The 14,608-nt window shown below is 40.4% G+C and carries 20 protein-coding genes; 14 read left to right on the top strand and 6 right to left on the bottom strand.

Annotation, left to right across the window (positions count from 1 at the left end; all coding sequences use genetic code 11):
• Window positions 1-2: 2 nt before the first annotated feature.
• A complete protein-coding gene (phnD, locus tag H6G32_RS04680) occupies window positions 3-896 on the bottom strand; it encodes a phosphate/phosphite/phosphonate ABC transporter substrate-binding protein (protein WP_190455502.1) in 894 nt (297 codons plus the stop codon).
• A gap of 1,030 nt (window positions 897-1,926) precedes the next feature.
• Here phnD and H6G32_RS04675 point away from each other — a divergent pair.
• The 11 genes from H6G32_RS04675 to H6G32_RS04625 all read left to right on the top strand — a co-directional run bounded on the left by H6G32_RS04675 (window position 1,927) and on the right by H6G32_RS04625 (window position 9,496).
• Window positions 1,927-2,505, top strand: coding sequence for a hypothetical protein (locus H6G32_RS04675; RefSeq protein ID WP_190455499.1), 579 nt, complete (start codon window positions 1,927-1,929; stop codon window positions 2,503-2,505).
• A 557-nt stretch (window positions 2,506-3,062) separates the two neighbouring features.
• A complete protein-coding gene (locus H6G32_RS04670; RefSeq protein WP_190455496.1) occupies window positions 3,063-3,263 on the top strand; it encodes a hypothetical protein in 201 nt (66 codons plus the stop codon).
• 31 nt (window positions 3,264-3,294) lie between these two features.
• Entirely contained in the window at window positions 3,295-3,489 is a 195-nt protein-coding gene (locus tag H6G32_RS04665) for a hypothetical protein (protein WP_190455493.1), read from the top strand.
• Window positions 3,486-4,727 carry a GNAT family N-acetyltransferase gene (locus H6G32_RS04660; RefSeq protein WP_190455490.1) on the top strand — a complete coding sequence of 414 codons (1,242 nt, stop codon included), beginning with the start codon at window positions 3,486-3,488 and terminating at the stop codon, window positions 4,725-4,727. The genes H6G32_RS04665 and H6G32_RS04660 overlap by 4 nt, the downstream gene beginning before the upstream one ends.
• Entirely contained in the window at window positions 4,728-5,204 is a 477-nt protein-coding gene (gene ruvX, locus H6G32_RS04655) for a Holliday junction resolvase RuvX (protein WP_190455487.1), read from the top strand.
• Between the two features lie 138 nt (window positions 5,205-5,342).
• Complete coding sequence (locus tag H6G32_RS04650; RefSeq protein ID WP_190455485.1) at window positions 5,343-5,915, top strand: DUF3727 domain-containing protein; 573 nt, start codon at window positions 5,343-5,345, stop codon at window positions 5,913-5,915.
• Between the two features lie 172 nt (window positions 5,916-6,087).
• On the top strand, window positions 6,088-6,627 hold the full coding sequence (locus H6G32_RS04645; protein WP_190455482.1) for a YqeG family HAD IIIA-type phosphatase: 540 nt from the start codon (window positions 6,088-6,090) through the stop codon (window positions 6,625-6,627).
• 237 nt (window positions 6,628-6,864) lie between these two features.
• Window positions 6,865-7,974: a glutamate 5-kinase gene (proB, locus tag H6G32_RS04640; protein WP_190455479.1), complete on the top strand. Its 1,110-nt coding sequence runs from the start codon at window positions 6,865-6,867 to the stop codon at window positions 7,972-7,974.
• 45 nt (window positions 7,975-8,019) lie between these two features.
• Window positions 8,020-8,604 carry a Uma2 family endonuclease gene (locus tag H6G32_RS04635; RefSeq protein ID WP_190455476.1) on the top strand — a complete coding sequence of 195 codons (585 nt, stop codon included), beginning with the start codon at window positions 8,020-8,022 and terminating at the stop codon, window positions 8,602-8,604.
• A 79-nt stretch (window positions 8,605-8,683) separates the two neighbouring features.
• A complete protein-coding gene (locus H6G32_RS04630) occupies window positions 8,684-9,046 on the top strand; it encodes a papain fold toxin domain-containing protein (RefSeq protein WP_190455471.1) in 363 nt (120 codons plus the stop codon).
• A 33-nt stretch (window positions 9,047-9,079) separates the two neighbouring features.
• The gene (locus H6G32_RS04625) at window positions 9,080-9,496 is read left to right on the top strand and encodes a hypothetical protein (protein ID WP_190455468.1); all 417 of its coding nucleotides are present in this window, start codon (window positions 9,080-9,082) and stop codon (window positions 9,494-9,496) included.
• 155 nt (window positions 9,497-9,651) lie between these two features.
• On the opposite strand, the gene lysS is transcribed toward H6G32_RS04625, so the two are convergent.
• The 4 genes from lysS to H6G32_RS04605 all read right to left on the bottom strand — a co-directional run bounded on the left by lysS (window position 9,652) and on the right by H6G32_RS04605 (window position 13,001).
• A complete protein-coding gene (lysS, locus tag H6G32_RS04620; RefSeq protein WP_190455465.1) occupies window positions 9,652-11,262 on the bottom strand; it encodes a lysine--tRNA ligase in 1,611 nt (536 codons plus the stop codon).
• A gap of 40 nt (window positions 11,263-11,302) precedes the next feature.
• A complete protein-coding gene (locus H6G32_RS04615; protein ID WP_190455461.1) occupies window positions 11,303-12,175 on the bottom strand; it encodes an MBL fold metallo-hydrolase in 873 nt (290 codons plus the stop codon).
• A gap of 161 nt (window positions 12,176-12,336) precedes the next feature.
• Window positions 12,337-12,702: a DUF5615 family PIN-like protein gene (locus tag H6G32_RS04610; RefSeq protein ID WP_190455457.1), complete on the bottom strand. Its 366-nt coding sequence runs from the start codon at window positions 12,700-12,702 to the stop codon at window positions 12,337-12,339.
• 11 nt (window positions 12,703-12,713) lie between these two features.
• Complete coding sequence (locus H6G32_RS04605) at window positions 12,714-13,001, bottom strand: DUF433 domain-containing protein (protein ID WP_190455454.1); 288 nt, start codon at window positions 12,999-13,001, stop codon at window positions 12,714-12,716.
• A gap of 595 nt (window positions 13,002-13,596) precedes the next feature.
• Here H6G32_RS04605 and H6G32_RS04600 point away from each other — a divergent pair.
• From H6G32_RS04600 to H6G32_RS04590, 3 genes are all read left to right on the top strand, one after another.
• The gene (locus H6G32_RS04600) at window positions 13,597-13,800 is read left to right on the top strand and encodes a type II toxin-antitoxin system HicB family antitoxin (protein ID WP_190455451.1); all 204 of its coding nucleotides are present in this window, start codon (window positions 13,597-13,599) and stop codon (window positions 13,798-13,800) included.
• Window positions 13,797-14,021: a type II toxin-antitoxin system HicA family toxin gene (locus H6G32_RS04595; protein ID WP_190455447.1), complete on the top strand. Its 225-nt coding sequence runs from the start codon at window positions 13,797-13,799 to the stop codon at window positions 14,019-14,021. The genes H6G32_RS04600 and H6G32_RS04595 overlap by 4 nt, the downstream gene beginning before the upstream one ends.
• Window positions 14,022-14,178: 157 nt before the next feature.
• A complete protein-coding gene (locus tag H6G32_RS04590; RefSeq protein WP_190455444.1) occupies window positions 14,179-14,334 on the top strand; it encodes a DUF433 domain-containing protein in 156 nt (51 codons plus the stop codon).
• A gap of 11 nt (window positions 14,335-14,345) precedes the next feature.
• Here the strand turns inward: H6G32_RS04590 and H6G32_RS04585 are convergent, their stop codons facing one another.
• Entirely contained in the window at window positions 14,346-14,570 is a 225-nt protein-coding gene (locus H6G32_RS04585; RefSeq protein ID WP_190455441.1) for a type II toxin-antitoxin system HicB family antitoxin, read from the bottom strand.
• Between the last annotated feature and the right edge of the window lie 38 nt (window positions 14,571-14,608).

Genomic DNA, 14,608 nt, shown 5'->3' with positions numbered 1-14,608 from the left:
TTTTATTGTAAGAATTTTCCCTGTCCTATTTTTTGATAAACTTCACGAATCATGTTGTAATCCGTATCACTAACCGGAATTAGTTTGGCTCCTTGATACTTTTGGTTGGCTTTAGCAACTAGAAGACTTTGAATGAGTTTTTCCTGATTCTCCAGCAGCCGCGATCGCATATCTGCTACAAAGCTAGATGATATCTGGCTACTAGCAACAAATAAATCACCAGGGAGTGTGTCCCCAGTGGAAATTACATAAAAATCCTCCTCAGATAAGCCTTCAGTGTCTAGGATCGTTTTATATGTATCAGATGAAATAGTCCAAGCATCTACCTCACCTTTCTTTAAAGCTTGTACTCCTTTAGCCCCCAACATGACAATTTTTACGTCAGTATTCGGATCTAATCCTGCATCTATCAGCATCTTTGTAGGTGCAATGTGAGCAGAGGTTGAGCCATTTTCTTTCATGGCAATTGTTTTACCTTTCAATTGAGCTAGGGATCTAATTTTGCTATCTGCACGGACGACGAAGGTGGTATGGTAGTTATTACGCCTGATGGCAATAATCGGAATAGCTTTTGCCCTAGCATTTAAAATTACGTATTCTGACGGCCCAGCGAATACGATATCTAACTGTCCTGATAGTAAAGCTGGTGCTGCTTCTGTCCTGTCTTTCACCGGATAAAATTCAATCTTTACGCCTAATATTTCTTCTAATGTAGTGCGAAAAGCACCAAAATTTTCCTGTAATTTTTCAATGCCAATAGCATCTGTAACTGCAAATTTCAGCTTTTTGGGCGCAGTTATTGCCAATTTATCTGAGTTACTTTTAGCAGTGTTTACTTCAGCCGTACAACCAACAGCAAACAGTGACGAATACCAAATAAAATTACGCCGTTTCATAAATTTAAATGAGCGCAGGATGAATTTGAATGCAGGATGAATTGACAAAGTAGCTTCTATATGAATTACCAGAGTTTCAGTAAAATACATATTTTACTGACCCGGCAGCAACTAAACCAATCCCTTCTAGTAAGTTATCAGAGCTTACTTAAGTATTTATGCAAATTCAAAAAAATTTAGAGGCAATACTAAATTTATAACAATAAGGCTCACTGATTTTTGTCATCGGCAAACCAGATAATTCCATCCTCCTCAAAGATTTGAAGGTAATTTATAAAATATGGCTTATCTACCCCTCCTTCAAATTAAGGTTGTATTAAAGGAACTGAAACGACAAAAAATGAGGCTATTTTATGGACAATATTATGGTTAATTTGTAAAGTGCCTAAATCCTAGGTTATTTAAAATAGCAATTTTTTTAGATTTTCTTTTAATTGGTTATGATTTATTTAACATAATATTGTATTTAATTATTAATATCTTCCGTGATATTACTAGTATTATTTATGTAATCAGTATTATACTTATGTAATATACGTAGCTAATTTTTTTCCCATTTTAAATGCATTTCAGGATTTGTTTAGCTTACTCTCTTTTTGCTAAATAGTGATATTACTTAATATTGCCAGCTTTTTACTTTAAAATATACAAAAATATATAATTCACCACACATAGCAGCTTTTGGTTAATTAGACCACTCTAGAAACGTTGCATACAACATCTCTACACGGGGAAAGAGCTTGTATTCTGTGGTTCATTTACCTGAAAATAGCTGTAATACGGCAGCGAACTACCTTTGACACTTTGAAAAGATATATTAAAAATTATTTAAAGACTTGAATTTCCAGTAATTTTAGACGGAATCTTTGCCAATAGGCAAACACAATATTATCTTAAAATTTTCATCTATTGCCTTCATGATAACTTTACAATTACTCGCTATTTTTAAATAATAGGCAAAGTTTTCCGAAATATTACGACAGTTTAGTAGTTGGATATATGCCTATAAAATTTAGACGTAGCCAACTCGATGAAGCAATCATATCTTCTTAAAATCGCCACGATAATTTTATTATCCCTTGGCAGCATGGGTATAGTTGCAGGAAGTTTTTTATTCAGAAATACTTTTAGCCGTGCAGGTGAAACCCAGATAATCACCGATACATCACGCTATCGAGAAATTCGTACTCAACTGTGGTCTGATATCCACGAAATCGAGCATTTTCCTTTAGATATTCCTGCTGAGGCTCAAGGTGTAAATATGGCTTACTCTCCTGGCTTAATGCAAGCAAGTAGTTTTTTCCAAATTCGCCTGAAACAACCACCAGAAAAAATTCAAAAATTACTTTCTCACTACAAAAATATTTCTCAGCATCAATATAGAGGTGGTGACACAAACGACCATACGAACCAACCGAATGGTGTGCCAACAACCTTTTTTTATACTAGTAATTCTGCTGGTGAATCCTTTCCAGCCACCTATGAAATATTGGTATTGAATGCCCAGAATCGTGGCAATCCAGGATTCAAGTGGAATCACGGCGATAGCTATGGTGTCGCAATTGATAGTTCAGCCTCAGAAATTGTCTATTGGGCGGAAAAGTGGTAGATTCAAAACTCAAACAGGACTTACCCAACTGGCACATTAGTAGGGTGCCTCAGATGTCAAAAATCTGTTTATCTGCCAGATATATCGAGTCTGACGCACCCTACAATAGATGTTTATTGTGATACGCAGCTTTAGTCCTATCAAAATTAAAATTCAGAAATACCTTTATTTACAAGCAACCTTGCTAATGTAGTCGATGATCATCGGCAGTAAAATATCTGATGCCGTCACATTAGCTTGTTCTGAATTTGTCAAGTACTAGGGTATCCGGCGAAAACAAGATGAAAAATATCGTGAGTGACGACCTACGGCAGAATAGATACATTGCGTCTAGGAACGTCATCTAGCTCAGGACTGATATTCAGCGGCTTCAGGTTGTTGACCTGGGAAAAACATAAAATATAACTGCTTCACAGGCCTGTCGATGCTGATCTGTGGACTATTGCCAACAACCGTTAAACTTCATTGCGAATTAACAAGGTAAGTAAAACAACGTGATAAGTTTTGATGATGTCAAGAAACGGCGCAAAACTAATCATAAGGAGAATCAAGTGGCAATGGAATCCAATTTACTAACGGGCGCAGGTGTAGAGCATGAAGATTTTAGTGAATACGTTGCCCACCTACAGCTGCACATGACTCTGCAAGCTCGCAATCTGGTTCCAACCCTACAGCAAACAGTGCAAGATAGTCGCCAGCAATTACTCCATCAAACCCAAGCCAACTTTGAAAAACTAGTTTCTCGACAAGGGCTATAGTATACAGAATTTTCAACCAAATTCCCATAAAATGAAAGCAGAAGTTGTCAGGGTAACGCCGAAGGCGCATTCAGGAGCTTCTGCTTTTTCTGTTTTTTTAAGTATTGAGTTAAGAAAATCACTCTTTTGGAGCAATAGCCAGGAGCGGAAAGCCGTTAAGATTATTGCAGCACTACTTCACCAAGAGCAATTAGTAAAGGCTAAATGGCGGCTTGAATCAAAATGACTTCACTACTCCCTCGAAATCTCAGCGTAGTAATCCGACCAGTCCAATACCGGGATCTGGATGGCATTGAACGCCTAACTCAAGAGTCATTCGCAGCCGGCTCAGACAAGGGAAGCTATGCAGCTATAGACAAAATGCAATGGCTGCGTAGCTGGTACGGGTTACTCAAATGTTTGAGTTGGTTCCCCAACCCGCTCAAGTATCGCTTCTGTAGCTATGTAGCAGAACAAGGGCGGATGCTTCTAGGGATGATTCAAGTGTCGCCGTTTAACCGGACACGAAGCACTTGGCGGATTGATCAGGTAATGCTTGATCGTGCTGCTGATAAGCAAGGAATTGGCTCGCAACTTTTGCGCCATTGTTTTGAATCGATTTTAGAAGCGCGCACTTGGGTACTGGAAGTTAACGTCAATGATATAGAGGCGCTGGCACTCTATCGGCAAAATGGATTTCAGCGGCTGGCAGAAATGACCTACTGGGAAATTGGCCCAGAGTTGCTAGCTGAATTGGCACAAGCAGAGCCAGATTTGCCCAACCTCCTACCAGTGAGTAATGCCGATGCCCAATTGCTATATCAATTAGATACAGCATCAATGCCACCTTTGGTGCGTCAGGTCTTTGACCGCAACACGCGGGATTTTAAAACCAGCTTGTTCGGTGTTTTAACTGATGCTGTGAAGCAGTGGGCAAGCAAAACAGAAGTAGTCAGTGGCTATGTGTTTGAACCCCAGCGCAAAGCTGCTATTGGCTATTTTCAGGTGCAACTTACCCGCAAGGGTGAAGCGCCTCATGTAGCAACGCTGACAGTTCACCCGGCTTATACTTGGTTGTATCCAGAATTGCTGTCCCAACTGGCTCGCATTGCTCAAGATTTTCCTCAGCAAGGGTTGCAACTAGCATCCTCCGATTATCAACCAGAACGAGAAGAGTATTTAGAGCAAATCGGGGCAACGCGCATAGAGCATACTCTGATTATGTCGCGCTCAGTTTGGCACAAGCTGAGGGAGTCTAAATTTGTCTCCTTAGAGGGAATTCAGTGGACTGAGGTGCTGCAAGGTCTGCAACCAGCACGCAAACCGATCCCCGGTGGTATGTCGTGGGTACAACAAGGGCAGCAGCCAAAGTTAGACCGACCAGTGCCAAGTAAGTCAGAACCTATTCCTTTTAGTAGCCCAAACTTTAACATAGATTCACCTGGGGCGGCTGAGTCAGCAGATTCACAGCAGGAGACGAAGTAGGTGAGCCATCAGGAGCAACCAAAGTTGTTGATATCAGCTTTGGGTTTGGATGTCGGTAGCAAGCGTATTGGCGTGGCGGGGTGCGACGGTACTGGATTGATTGCTACTGGCATCACCACCATTGAGCGCCGGTCTTTTAAGCAAGATGTGGAGCAGTTTCAACAAATAGTGTGCGATCGCCAAGTGCAAGTTCTAGTAATTGGTCTACCATATTCAATGGACGGCTCCTTGGGCTTTCAGGCGCGTTATGTCCAGAAATTTGCCACCAGACTGGCTCAAGCTCTCAACCTGCCTGTAGAATATGTGGATGAGCGTTTAACTTCCTTTCAAGCAGAACAGCTGCTCATAGCTGAAAACCGCTCCCCGTCACGTAATAAAGGTTTAATTGACCGCAAAGCGGCTGCTTTGATTTTGCAACAATGGCTGGATACCAAGCGCAGCCTCTCTGGCAGATCAGTGGCTGCTGTTCAGGATTGATACCTTTTAACATGATATTCTGAAGCTTATTACCCAACTGTTGTATCTACGTCTCCAGCTTTTTGGTTGACATCTGTCATTAAACAGTTAAGCGTTTTCCTCAGTTGCTAATATTTATTAAAGTTCGATAACTCGGTTATGTTTTCCTCAGAATTTCCCGAAGAAAATGATCACGCTCATGCGGGTTCTATCACTCTGACAGACGACAAAGAGCGATCGCTTGAATGTTACATTGAGCATTCGCTCTCAGTGAATGGACAAGAATATGTTTTACTTCTTCCTGTTGACTCACCTGTAGAAATTTTTGCTTGGCAAGGTGAAGGCGAAGATGAAGAAGCCATTCTGGTAGAAGATGATGATACAATTGACGAAATTTTTGCCACTGCCCAAGCCGTTCTTGCTGAACAAAACCTGATAGTTAAGAATACTGCCTATGCTTTGACAGTGGCTGGTGAGTTACCCCCTGTAGAAGATTCGGAACTCTTCACTTTAGAAATTGAAGACGAAGAGGAAGATTTAGAGCCAGAGCAACTACAGCTACTCGCTAGTTTTTATCATCAAGAACAAGAGTACGCAATTTATACACCCCTCGATCCACTGCTGTTTTTTGCCCGGATCACAAAAACGGGTAAGCCTGAATTGCTCTCTCCAGAAGAGTTCCGTCAAGTTCAACCCCTGTTAGAAGAACATCTGTTTAATCAAGTTGAATAATCAAAATTGAAAATTAAAAACTAAGAATTAAAAACGGAAATTTTTAATTGCAAATTTTTAATTTTTAATAGTTATGAGTTATTTATTATGAGTTTTAACTCTTAACTCTTCATTCTTACCTGGGGGTAAATCTCCAGGTTATGCTTGTTTATCTGACGCTTGAATCTTGACTATGACTTGGAACAATCTCTTACAGCCTGACTTAATTTTGTCAGGTTCCGTGTTGACTCTGACACCAAATATTATCCAACAGTACGGCTTGAAAGGGCTGGTATTGGATGTAGATGAAACTTTGGTACCGATTTCAGTCGGGATGGCTTCCCTGGAGCTACGAGAGTGGGTAGAACAAATTCGCGCCAGCACTGCACTATGCTTAGTCAGCAATAATTTGAGTGAAGCACGAATCGGTGGAATTGCCCGCTCTCTCAACCTACCCTATTACCTGGGTGCAGCCAAGCCCTCACGGCGCAAAATCAGAGCAGCACTCCGAGGGATGGATTTACCTAAGCATCAAGTGGGTATGGTAGGCGATCGCCTATTTACCGATGTCTTAGCGGGTAATCGCCTGGGGATGTTTACTATTTTAGTAGAACCCATTATCCACGCCGATACCGCCCTCCGTTCTCATCCGATCCGTAACTTTGAAGTTTGGGTATCGGAAATATTGGGAGCCTCGATTATTCCCAAGCACAAAAAAATCCCCAAAGACTGAAAAACCATCAGGAAAGTAAATCTAAAGAAATGCTTAAGAATTCTTTGGAAAATCCAAAAATCGGAGATTATAAATATCGATAACATCGGGGTCAGCCAAAAAAGACCCTAGCCGATAACAGATAAATATAACCCCGTAAAGCGTCAGCCTTCACTATAGAAGGATTGGCGCTTTATAATTTTTAGTCATTTGTCAATGACCAATGACTAATGACTAATGACCAATGACTAATGACCAATGACTAAAACGATTGTTGTCAAAATTGGCACTTCTAGCCTCACCCAACCAGAAACGGGACAATTAGCCCTTTCAACTATTGCGACTTTGACGGAAACTCTCTGCTGTTTGAGAAACCAAGGTCATCGCGTAATTTTAGTTTCCTCTGGCGCTGTCGGAGTGGGCTGTGCACGGCTGGGCTTAACCGAACGTCCCAAAGCGATCGCACTCAAACAGGCAGTGGCAGCAGTCGGACAAGGTAGGCTAATGCGCGTTTACGATGATTTATTTAGCATCCTTCAACAACCCATCGCTCAAGTGTTGCTGACTCGCGCTGATTTAGTGCAACGCAGCCGCTACCTTAATGCTTATAACACCTTTCAGGAACTGTTGGGGCTAGGGGTGATACCCGTAGTTAACGAGAATGATACGGTGGCTGTGGAGGAGTTGAAATTTGGCGATAATGACACCCTTTCGGCATTGGTTGCTAGCTTAGTAGAAGCGGATTGGCTATTTTTGCTCACTGATGTTGATAGATTGTACTCAGCTGATCCCCGTTCTGTACCAGATGCCCGTCCCATCGCTTTGGTAAGTAGTATGAAGGAGTTGGCAGAGTTACAGATCCAAACAGGGGGACAGGGTTCTGGGTGGGGTACTGGGGGGATGGTGACCAAAATTTCCGCAGCCAGAATTGCGATCGCCGCTGGAGTGCGAACTGTAATTACTCAAGGGCGTTTTCCTCGCAATATTGAGAAAATTATCCAAGGGGAACCGATAGGGACGCACTTTGAACCGCAACCAGAACCAACTTCAGCCCGAAAACGCTGGATAGCTTATGGTTTAGTGCCTGCGGGTAAATTATATTTAGATGAAGGTGCATTAAACGCCATTTTGCAGGCGGGAAAATCTTTGTTAGCTGCGGGAATTCAGACAGTAGAAGGGGAGTTCGATACCCAAGCAGCTGTGCAATTGTGCGATCGCACCGGTAGCGAAATTGCTAGAGGACTTGTGAACTACAGCAGCGATGAACTGCAAAAAATACGCGGATGTCATTCACGGGATATTTCCACAATTTTGGGTTATGCGGGTGCGGAAACTGTAGTTCACCGGGATAATTTGGTTTTGACTTAGTATAGAAATAAGCTCAAATTTGTAACTAGGGAGAGTAAGAAATATATGACTCAAGCCTTAGAAAGTTCTATTGGTTTACCAGAAGAAGAACAACGTTTCTACCGTCGGGGAGTAAGTTGGGAAAGATTTCAAGCGATTCAAAACAGTTTTGAACATCTACCAGGGGTGCGTTTATTTTATTGTGAGGGAGTTTTAGAAATTGTGGGTATTGGTAAAGCACATGAATTGATTAGTGGTTTAATTGCTGGACTGCTAATCATATACTTTGAAATTAAGGAAATTGAATTTTTCCCCAGTGGCAGTTTTAACCAAGTTATTCCCGGTGTAGTTGATTATCAAGCAGACTTATCTTATTGCTTTGAAACAGATAAACCTAGACCAGACCTTTGCATTGAAGTGGTTATTACTAGCGGTAGTCCCATCAAGTTACAAAAGTACAAATTAATGCAAGTCCCGGAAGTTTGGTTTTGGGAAGATGGAACTCTTGAGGTTTACTGTTTACGAGAACAGGAATATGAGAAAGTTGTTCAAAGCGAGTTACTACCAGATTTAGATTTATCTTTATTGAATCGTTGTCTTTTGTTATCTTCACCCCTAGAAGCGATTAGAGAATTCCGTCGGGGGGTTTAAATTCTTTCTGTTAACAGATTTTAGCTTTTTTGGAGGAATTCGGATAGTGTAATTAATTAGCGGAAAGTTGGAGGGTTGGGTGAGTACATTATCTCACAAAGAGATTTTTCAGGAACTTGGTAAAATCATTCAGAATTTTGAGCTTTATCAATGTGATGATTGTGCTAGGGCTATCTATCAATGGTTGAAAGACAATAAGATTAAAGGAAAGATCCTCAAATTAAAAACAACAAATCCGAAAGATGAATATATTTTGAGTTGGCGCTTAGAACGTCAAGATATTACTGAGTCAATTACAAATAATGGAACTCATTATGCAGTAGAAGTTTTGGGCAGAGTTTTTGATAATCTTTCAGTGGAGGGAATGACGCGAGAAGATTGGCTGAATGATTTTGACTGTCCCAGTCATCAATTTACTGTCACTGAGATAGATTCGTTATAGTAAAAGAAGCAGCGCCACAGCTAGGAGGTAGAGATGGGAGGAATTTATGAAGTTTTGCAAACAATAAAAGACAGACCAGGGATGTATATTGGTAAGTCTTCCATTACTATTTTAGGTCATTTTTTAGTGGGATATCAATTTGCACGGAGTGAATTAGGGTTAGAATTAAGTCAGGAAGATGCTGATTTCTTTAAGAATTTCCATCCTTGGATACAAAGACATTTTAATGTGCGGACTTCTAACTCTTGGGCAAATATTATTCTGTTATTTACCCGTGATGAAAAGGATGCGTTAAACAGTTTTTTTAGGTTACTGGATGAGTTTAAGCAGCGGGATAGAACTCTGGATGCAGAAGGTGAGAATGTCGTCACCAGTTATTCGGTAAAAGCTGGGAAGCAAGTTGGTGAGATATTGCAAGAGGAAAGGTTACACTCTGTTTCAGAAATATAAGTAGAAGTCTTTTGTTATTTCTAGTTTTCTCGTTCCCAGGTTCTACCTGGGAATGCAATCAATAAGGCTCTGCCTTCTGCTAACATTATATAGGAGGCAGAGCCTCTTAAACTGTATTCCCTGTCAGAGACAGGGAACAAGGAATTTCTATTTATCTAAACCTGCACTTTAGCTGCATTCAACTCTACCACATCTTGCAGACGCGAAATTACAAAAGACTTTTCCAAATAAGACAACAAACCACCTGCGCCTGGCCCCCGTTCTTTATTTAAAAAGGATAAGTACAAGGCTTTAAAAGCATTTGCTTGTTGAATCTGCAAGTCCAAAGCATTTGCTTGTTGAGTCTGCAACTCCTTAGTAGTAGAAAATATCAGAGTTTGTAATTCTTGAGCCTCCCAATTAGAAATATTCTGCAAATTCTCTGCCAGCTTTTGCAAATAAGCAACTTGTTCCGCAGTCAATTCGTTAGCTTTTTCTGGCACTTCTTCCAAATATAAAACTAACTTTTCTTCCTCATCTGCATAGTCTTTTAACCACCTTTGAGCCGCAGCAATTCTTTGATTAACAATTTGCTGATCATACTCATTTAAAGGCTGTTTACTGCGTTGTACTACCTCTTCCTGAATATTCAATCGAGGAATTTGCAACAGGGAAATCAAGGTTCTGAAATCAAACGGATAGAAAGATTTAATTTCATCCCCTAACTGCGCGTAAAATAACGGCATCAATTCTTCAGTCAATTCTGCACCATAAGCTTGATACTTGTTAATTAAAGTATCGTAGTCCCGGAAAAGTCGGGTAACTGTTTCATAATTCGGCGCAAAACTGATTACAGACTTCGGCTGAGTTCGCAACATTAAAAAGCGCAGTAATTCTGGCGGTAATAAAGCAGCAATTTCTTGAGCGCTAGAACCCACACCCTTAGAAGAACTCATTTTTGTACCGTTTACAAGAATAAATTCATAAGGAGAATGGAAAGGTGGTTGCTTTTGCAAAACCTTACGAGAGATAGCATTTGCCACATCTCTAGAACCACCCTTTTGAGAGTGGTCTTTACCTGCCATTTCGATGGTTACACCCAACACATCCCACTTAGCAACCCACTCAACTTTCCAAGGTAATTTACCATTACCATCAAAAGGAGAAACCCAACCAGAATGACCGCAACCTTTTACGTAATCTGTTGCATCTGGTTTGCAAGTGTAAAAAACTTCTGAGCCGTTATAATCTGTAGTTACAGTTGTGGCGATTTTGCCGCAATTCTCACAAATAACTTGAAAAGGATACCAATTACTTGGTCGGTCTGCTTTACTTACCTCTTTGTAAGCTTCTCTGACAAGGTGAGCATTTTTGAGAAAAGTATCGATGTAAGAATTCAGTTTACCAGTGCGATACAAATCTCGCAAAAAATAAGTTTCTGGTTTGATTCCTAAATACTCGAAAGTTTCAAAAAATTCCCCAATAAAATACTTAGCGTAATCACTCGCTGTATCTTCTGGAGAGGGTACGTTGCACAGAGGAAAACCAAGATAGGGAGTAAATTTTTCCTGGTCTAGGTATTTAGGAACGGTATCCAGGGCGTCGTAGTCGTCAACACCGTACAAAAACTTAACGGGCTTACCTGCGTGTTTCAAGGCACGGTAAATAACGTCATGGATAACCACACCCCGCAATGACCCTACGTGTACCCTGCCGGAGGGAGTCTTAGAATCATTAACTACCTGGTAGCCTTGTGCATCAGCAGCGATTTTATCAGCCCAAAACATTTTGACATCTATTTTTTTACGATGCCTTATATTTTAACTCTTACAAGCTTTTGATCAACTCAAGACACTTGTGCATCTGCTGGTGCATCGTTTGGGTATCAGCATGAAAGCGTCTACCGTGACCTGGTAACACCCACTCAAAGGAGTAATTAGCCAATTTCGCCATTGATTTAATTTGTTCTGTCCAGGAATACCAGCAGAAATCGTGAAACGCCGCTAGTTGATGAAGGTCTTCTGACCATGCGAGATGGTCGCCGGTGAAGAGAAACTTATTTTTATAGAGTAAAACGGTATGTCCTTTGGTGTGACCGGGAACGGGGATAATTAATAAATCGGGAGTTAACTGAAATGGTTCTGAACCAGTTAGCTGTATTTCTACATTCCGCGTACCTGTAGAAATATCATCTTGATGGAGGATGCGCTGACAATGAAAATGTTCAGCAAATTTTTGATGGTCTGCTACATCATCTTTGTGAGTTAGGTACATATAACGAATCTGTCCAAACTCTTCGAGACGCTTAACTAATGGTGGAGTAAAGCGGGGAGAATCTACTAAAATGTTACCTTCGGGAAGTTGAATTAAATAACTAGCAGCACCATAGGAACTTTCGGAATGATAGCCGCAATGGTAAACATTTTCGTCTACTAAAATCGGGAACCTTTGTTGAGCAACTTTGATATCTTTGGGTTTTTCAACTGTACCAATGGAACTAGTAGGACAAGCTAGAAGTGCTTGGAGTGCGGCTAATCTTTCGGCTTCGTTTGTTGGTTGGTGAAAAACTGCCGATTGTTCATCTACTCGATGGAATACTTCGGGTGTCATCCAGCGACAGGTATCGCAATCAATGCAGGTGGTATCTACATAAAAATCGCCGTTGATGTTTTGGGTGCGACGCTGATTTAAATGAGCCATGTAAAAACCTCTGGCTAGAGATAAATCTTATATTTCTAATTTAGCAAACATGAACTAATTTTGGGGAAATTAGATTAAAGCCCAGCGAGAATCTGTCTTCAGCTTCATTGAATAGTTACAAGAGGATTTACCTGGAAAAGCAGTTAGTGAAATCCTTGAGTTTATGAAATCCAATTACTCAAAAATTCTACTTGTCCCTGCATTTGTTCTGCTGATTTGGTGTTAATCAGCCGCAAAACTCCGCGCATCAATTCACCAATTCCGTATCGTTGCTGTGGAGCCAGAATAATCCCCGCATGGGATAATCCCTGTTCAATGAGAATAGTATGAAGTTGGTAGAAGTCTCTGACGTTGAAGCTGAAGATAATTCGGTTATTTTCTCTAGCCCAAGCTAGTTGTTCTTCATCCGAACGATAGAGCATTTCCACATCTGCTACTGTTAACACATCGACATTGCGGGATTTCAAAGCTTGTACGAAATCCTCATCCATTGAGTCTTCGTCAATATATAGAAGTATCTTGCTCATCACCAACCCTGTTAATCTTGCTTGGTGTGCAATGCTGCAAGTCTCCAATATTCCGCATCTGCTTCCGCTAAATCTGCCTCAATTTGGTCACGGTTAGCATGGTAATAAGCCAAAGCAGCATAAACTTGGGCTAGGTTTAGGTGACTCATGCGACGGGCAATTTCTTCAGCATTTGCACCTTGTTTATAAAGAACAACCACGCGACTTATAGAGGTTCTAGTCCCTGCAATCATTGGACGACCATTATTAATATCTGGAGAATGGGTTACTAGTGTACCGATGTTAGTAGCTGTCGGCATAGTTTACAAAGTTCTAAGTTAAGGTTCCTCAAGGCTAGTCTATCACTAGGATCACCTAGCCGAATATCTCTGGTAGATATACAGTATTGTATTGTATAATACTTATAGGCAATCTACCTATTGTGAATTGCAAAGGTGTATATCTAGAAATAGCTAGTTTAGTTTTCATAAAAAATCAGGAGGACATAAAATGTTAGAAAAAGTATTTTTATCATTAGTAGGTGGTAGAAGTGCAACTCCGACAATTATGGGTTCGCTTCAATTCCTTGAAGAATTTGACAGAATAAAATTTTTACTTTGCGAACATCCAACAAATCAATGCTATCAAGCTAGGTGGTAATTATTGTGTTCGGCTGTTTATTACAAATTCTCAAAAACTTGATGATGAATTTATAAATAAAGCAAAAAATAGACGAATTTTAGTTGTGGGTGGAGATCAATTAAAAGATATTGGTACTATTTTAAAAAAACAAATGAATGAGCCTGATTTTCAGAGAAGCTAAGTTTAAAAAAGCTTTAAATATTAGATCATGAGGCAGATTTTTGTTTGAACGCAATTTCTGTTTTACAATAATTCTATCCCAGAGGATTAGCTATGAAATGGCGCGTGATTCTTGAACAAGATCCAGAAACAGATGATTGGGCTGTATGGTGTCCAGAGTTACCAGGTTGCAGTTCAGCCGGAGAAACTGAAGCAGAAGCCTTGGAAAATATTAAGGAAGCTATTCAATTGTATTTACAGCCGGAATCGATTAAGTTAGCCCCTGGTGCGATCGCCCGAGAGATTACCGTCTTATGAGCGATCGCGTTCGTCGCATGACAGCTAGGCAGGTAGAAACTATTCTAAAACAATATGGATTTCAACTAATTTCTCAAAAAGGTAGCCACCGCAAATGGAGAAACGAAGATTTGGGGCTACAAGTAATTGTCCCTGAACACAAAGGGCGTACTTTACCTATTGGCACATTACTGAGCATCCTTCAGGGGGCAAAAATTCCTGAGTCCGAGTGGAGAGGTTGATGTAATCCTCCAAACTAGAAAACCCCCCTTTAAAACCTCAGCGATACTCCGCGCTAACCTCAGCGTTAAAAAAAATGCGATGCTGAAACGCCTGTCAAAGGCGATCGCACTTTCCGGTTTACAATAAAGTCATACCAGAGGATTTAGTCAGAAACCGATGCAAACCCTCACAAATATTGCCACTTTGATTGTTAGCACCGAAGGTAATTGTGGTGGTCGTCCCCGAATTACTGACACTCGCATCACTGTTCAGTATATTGTCAATGAAACTAGTTTAAGTCGAGATGAATTACTTATACTGCTTTTTCCATAAATATTAAAAAACTAATTAAGGTCAATACGATTAAGTATCGGTAGAGTATGACCCAAACGCAAACCTAAAATAATCCATCCTTCTAGCGCATCTTGCAATTCTTCCCGACAAGCTTCTAGAGTTTCAGCATTTGCCAATACACCTGGACATTCTGGAATTTCGCCATAAAAACTTTCATCTTCAAGCAACTCATAAGTTGCTTTATGCATTGCTGCATGGATGTAATTGATTAACATTTCTATTGTATTACAGATCGACTCTGCATTTAAAAAAC

The sequence above is a fragment of the Cylindrospermum sp. FACHB-282 genome (assembly GCF_014697195.1).
Classification (GTDB): Bacteria; Cyanobacteriota; Cyanobacteriia; order Cyanobacteriales; family Nostocaceae; genus Cylindrospermum.
Note: the sequence above shows the minus strand (reverse complement) of the source record. Positions and strands in the feature narration are given on the sequence as shown.

What these genes read in the sequence shown, in the direction of transcription:
- phnD (WP_190455502.1), bottom strand. Translation starts at nt 896, where the DNA reads ATGAAACGGCGTAATTTTATTTGGTATTCGTCACTGTTTGCTGTTGGT.
- H6G32_RS04675 (WP_190455499.1), top strand. Translation starts at nt 1,927, where the DNA reads ATGAAGCAATCATATCTTCTTAAAATCGCCACGATAATTTTATTATCC.
- H6G32_RS04670 (WP_190455496.1), top strand. Translation starts at nt 3,063, where the DNA reads ATGGAATCCAATTTACTAACGGGCGCAGGTGTAGAGCATGAAGATTTT.
- H6G32_RS04665 (WP_190455493.1), top strand. Translation starts at nt 3,295, where the DNA reads ATGAAAGCAGAAGTTGTCAGGGTAACGCCGAAGGCGCATTCAGGAGCT.
- H6G32_RS04660 (WP_190455490.1), top strand. Translation starts at nt 3,486, where the DNA reads ATGACTTCACTACTCCCTCGAAATCTCAGCGTAGTAATCCGACCAGTC.
- H6G32_RS04650 (WP_190455485.1), top strand. Translation starts at nt 5,343, where the DNA reads ATGTTTTCCTCAGAATTTCCCGAAGAAAATGATCACGCTCATGCGGGT.
- H6G32_RS04645 (WP_190455482.1), top strand. Translation starts at nt 6,088, where the DNA reads ATGACTTGGAACAATCTCTTACAGCCTGACTTAATTTTGTCAGGTTCC.
- proB (WP_190455479.1), top strand. Translation starts at nt 6,865, where the DNA reads ATGACTAAAACGATTGTTGTCAAAATTGGCACTTCTAGCCTCACCCAA.
- H6G32_RS04635 (WP_190455476.1), top strand. Translation starts at nt 8,020, where the DNA reads ATGACTCAAGCCTTAGAAAGTTCTATTGGTTTACCAGAAGAAGAACAA.
- H6G32_RS04625 (WP_190455468.1), top strand. Translation starts at nt 9,080, where the DNA reads ATGGGAGGAATTTATGAAGTTTTGCAAACAATAAAAGACAGACCAGGG.
- lysS (WP_190455465.1), bottom strand. Translation starts at nt 11,262, where the DNA reads ATGTTTTGGGCTGATAAAATCGCTGCTGATGCACAAGGCTACCAGGTA.
- H6G32_RS04615 (WP_190455461.1), bottom strand. Translation starts at nt 12,175, where the DNA reads ATGGCTCATTTAAATCAGCGTCGCACCCAAAACATCAACGGCGATTTT.
- H6G32_RS04610 (WP_190455457.1), bottom strand. Translation starts at nt 12,702, where the DNA reads ATGAGCAAGATACTTCTATATATTGACGAAGACTCAATGGATGAGGAT.
- H6G32_RS04605 (WP_190455454.1), bottom strand. Translation starts at nt 13,001, where the DNA reads ATGCCGACAGCTACTAACATCGGTACACTAGTAACCCATTCTCCAGAT.
- H6G32_RS04600 (WP_190455451.1), top strand. Translation starts at nt 13,597, where the DNA reads ATGAAATGGCGCGTGATTCTTGAACAAGATCCAGAAACAGATGATTGG.
- H6G32_RS04595 (WP_190455447.1), top strand. Translation starts at nt 13,797, where the DNA reads ATGAGCGATCGCGTTCGTCGCATGACAGCTAGGCAGGTAGAAACTATT.
- H6G32_RS04590 (WP_190455444.1), top strand. Translation starts at nt 14,179, where the DNA reads ATGCAAACCCTCACAAATATTGCCACTTTGATTGTTAGCACCGAAGGT.
- H6G32_RS04585 (WP_190455441.1), bottom strand. Translation starts at nt 14,570, where the DNA reads ATGTTAATCAATTACATCCATGCAGCAATGCATAAAGCAACTTATGAG.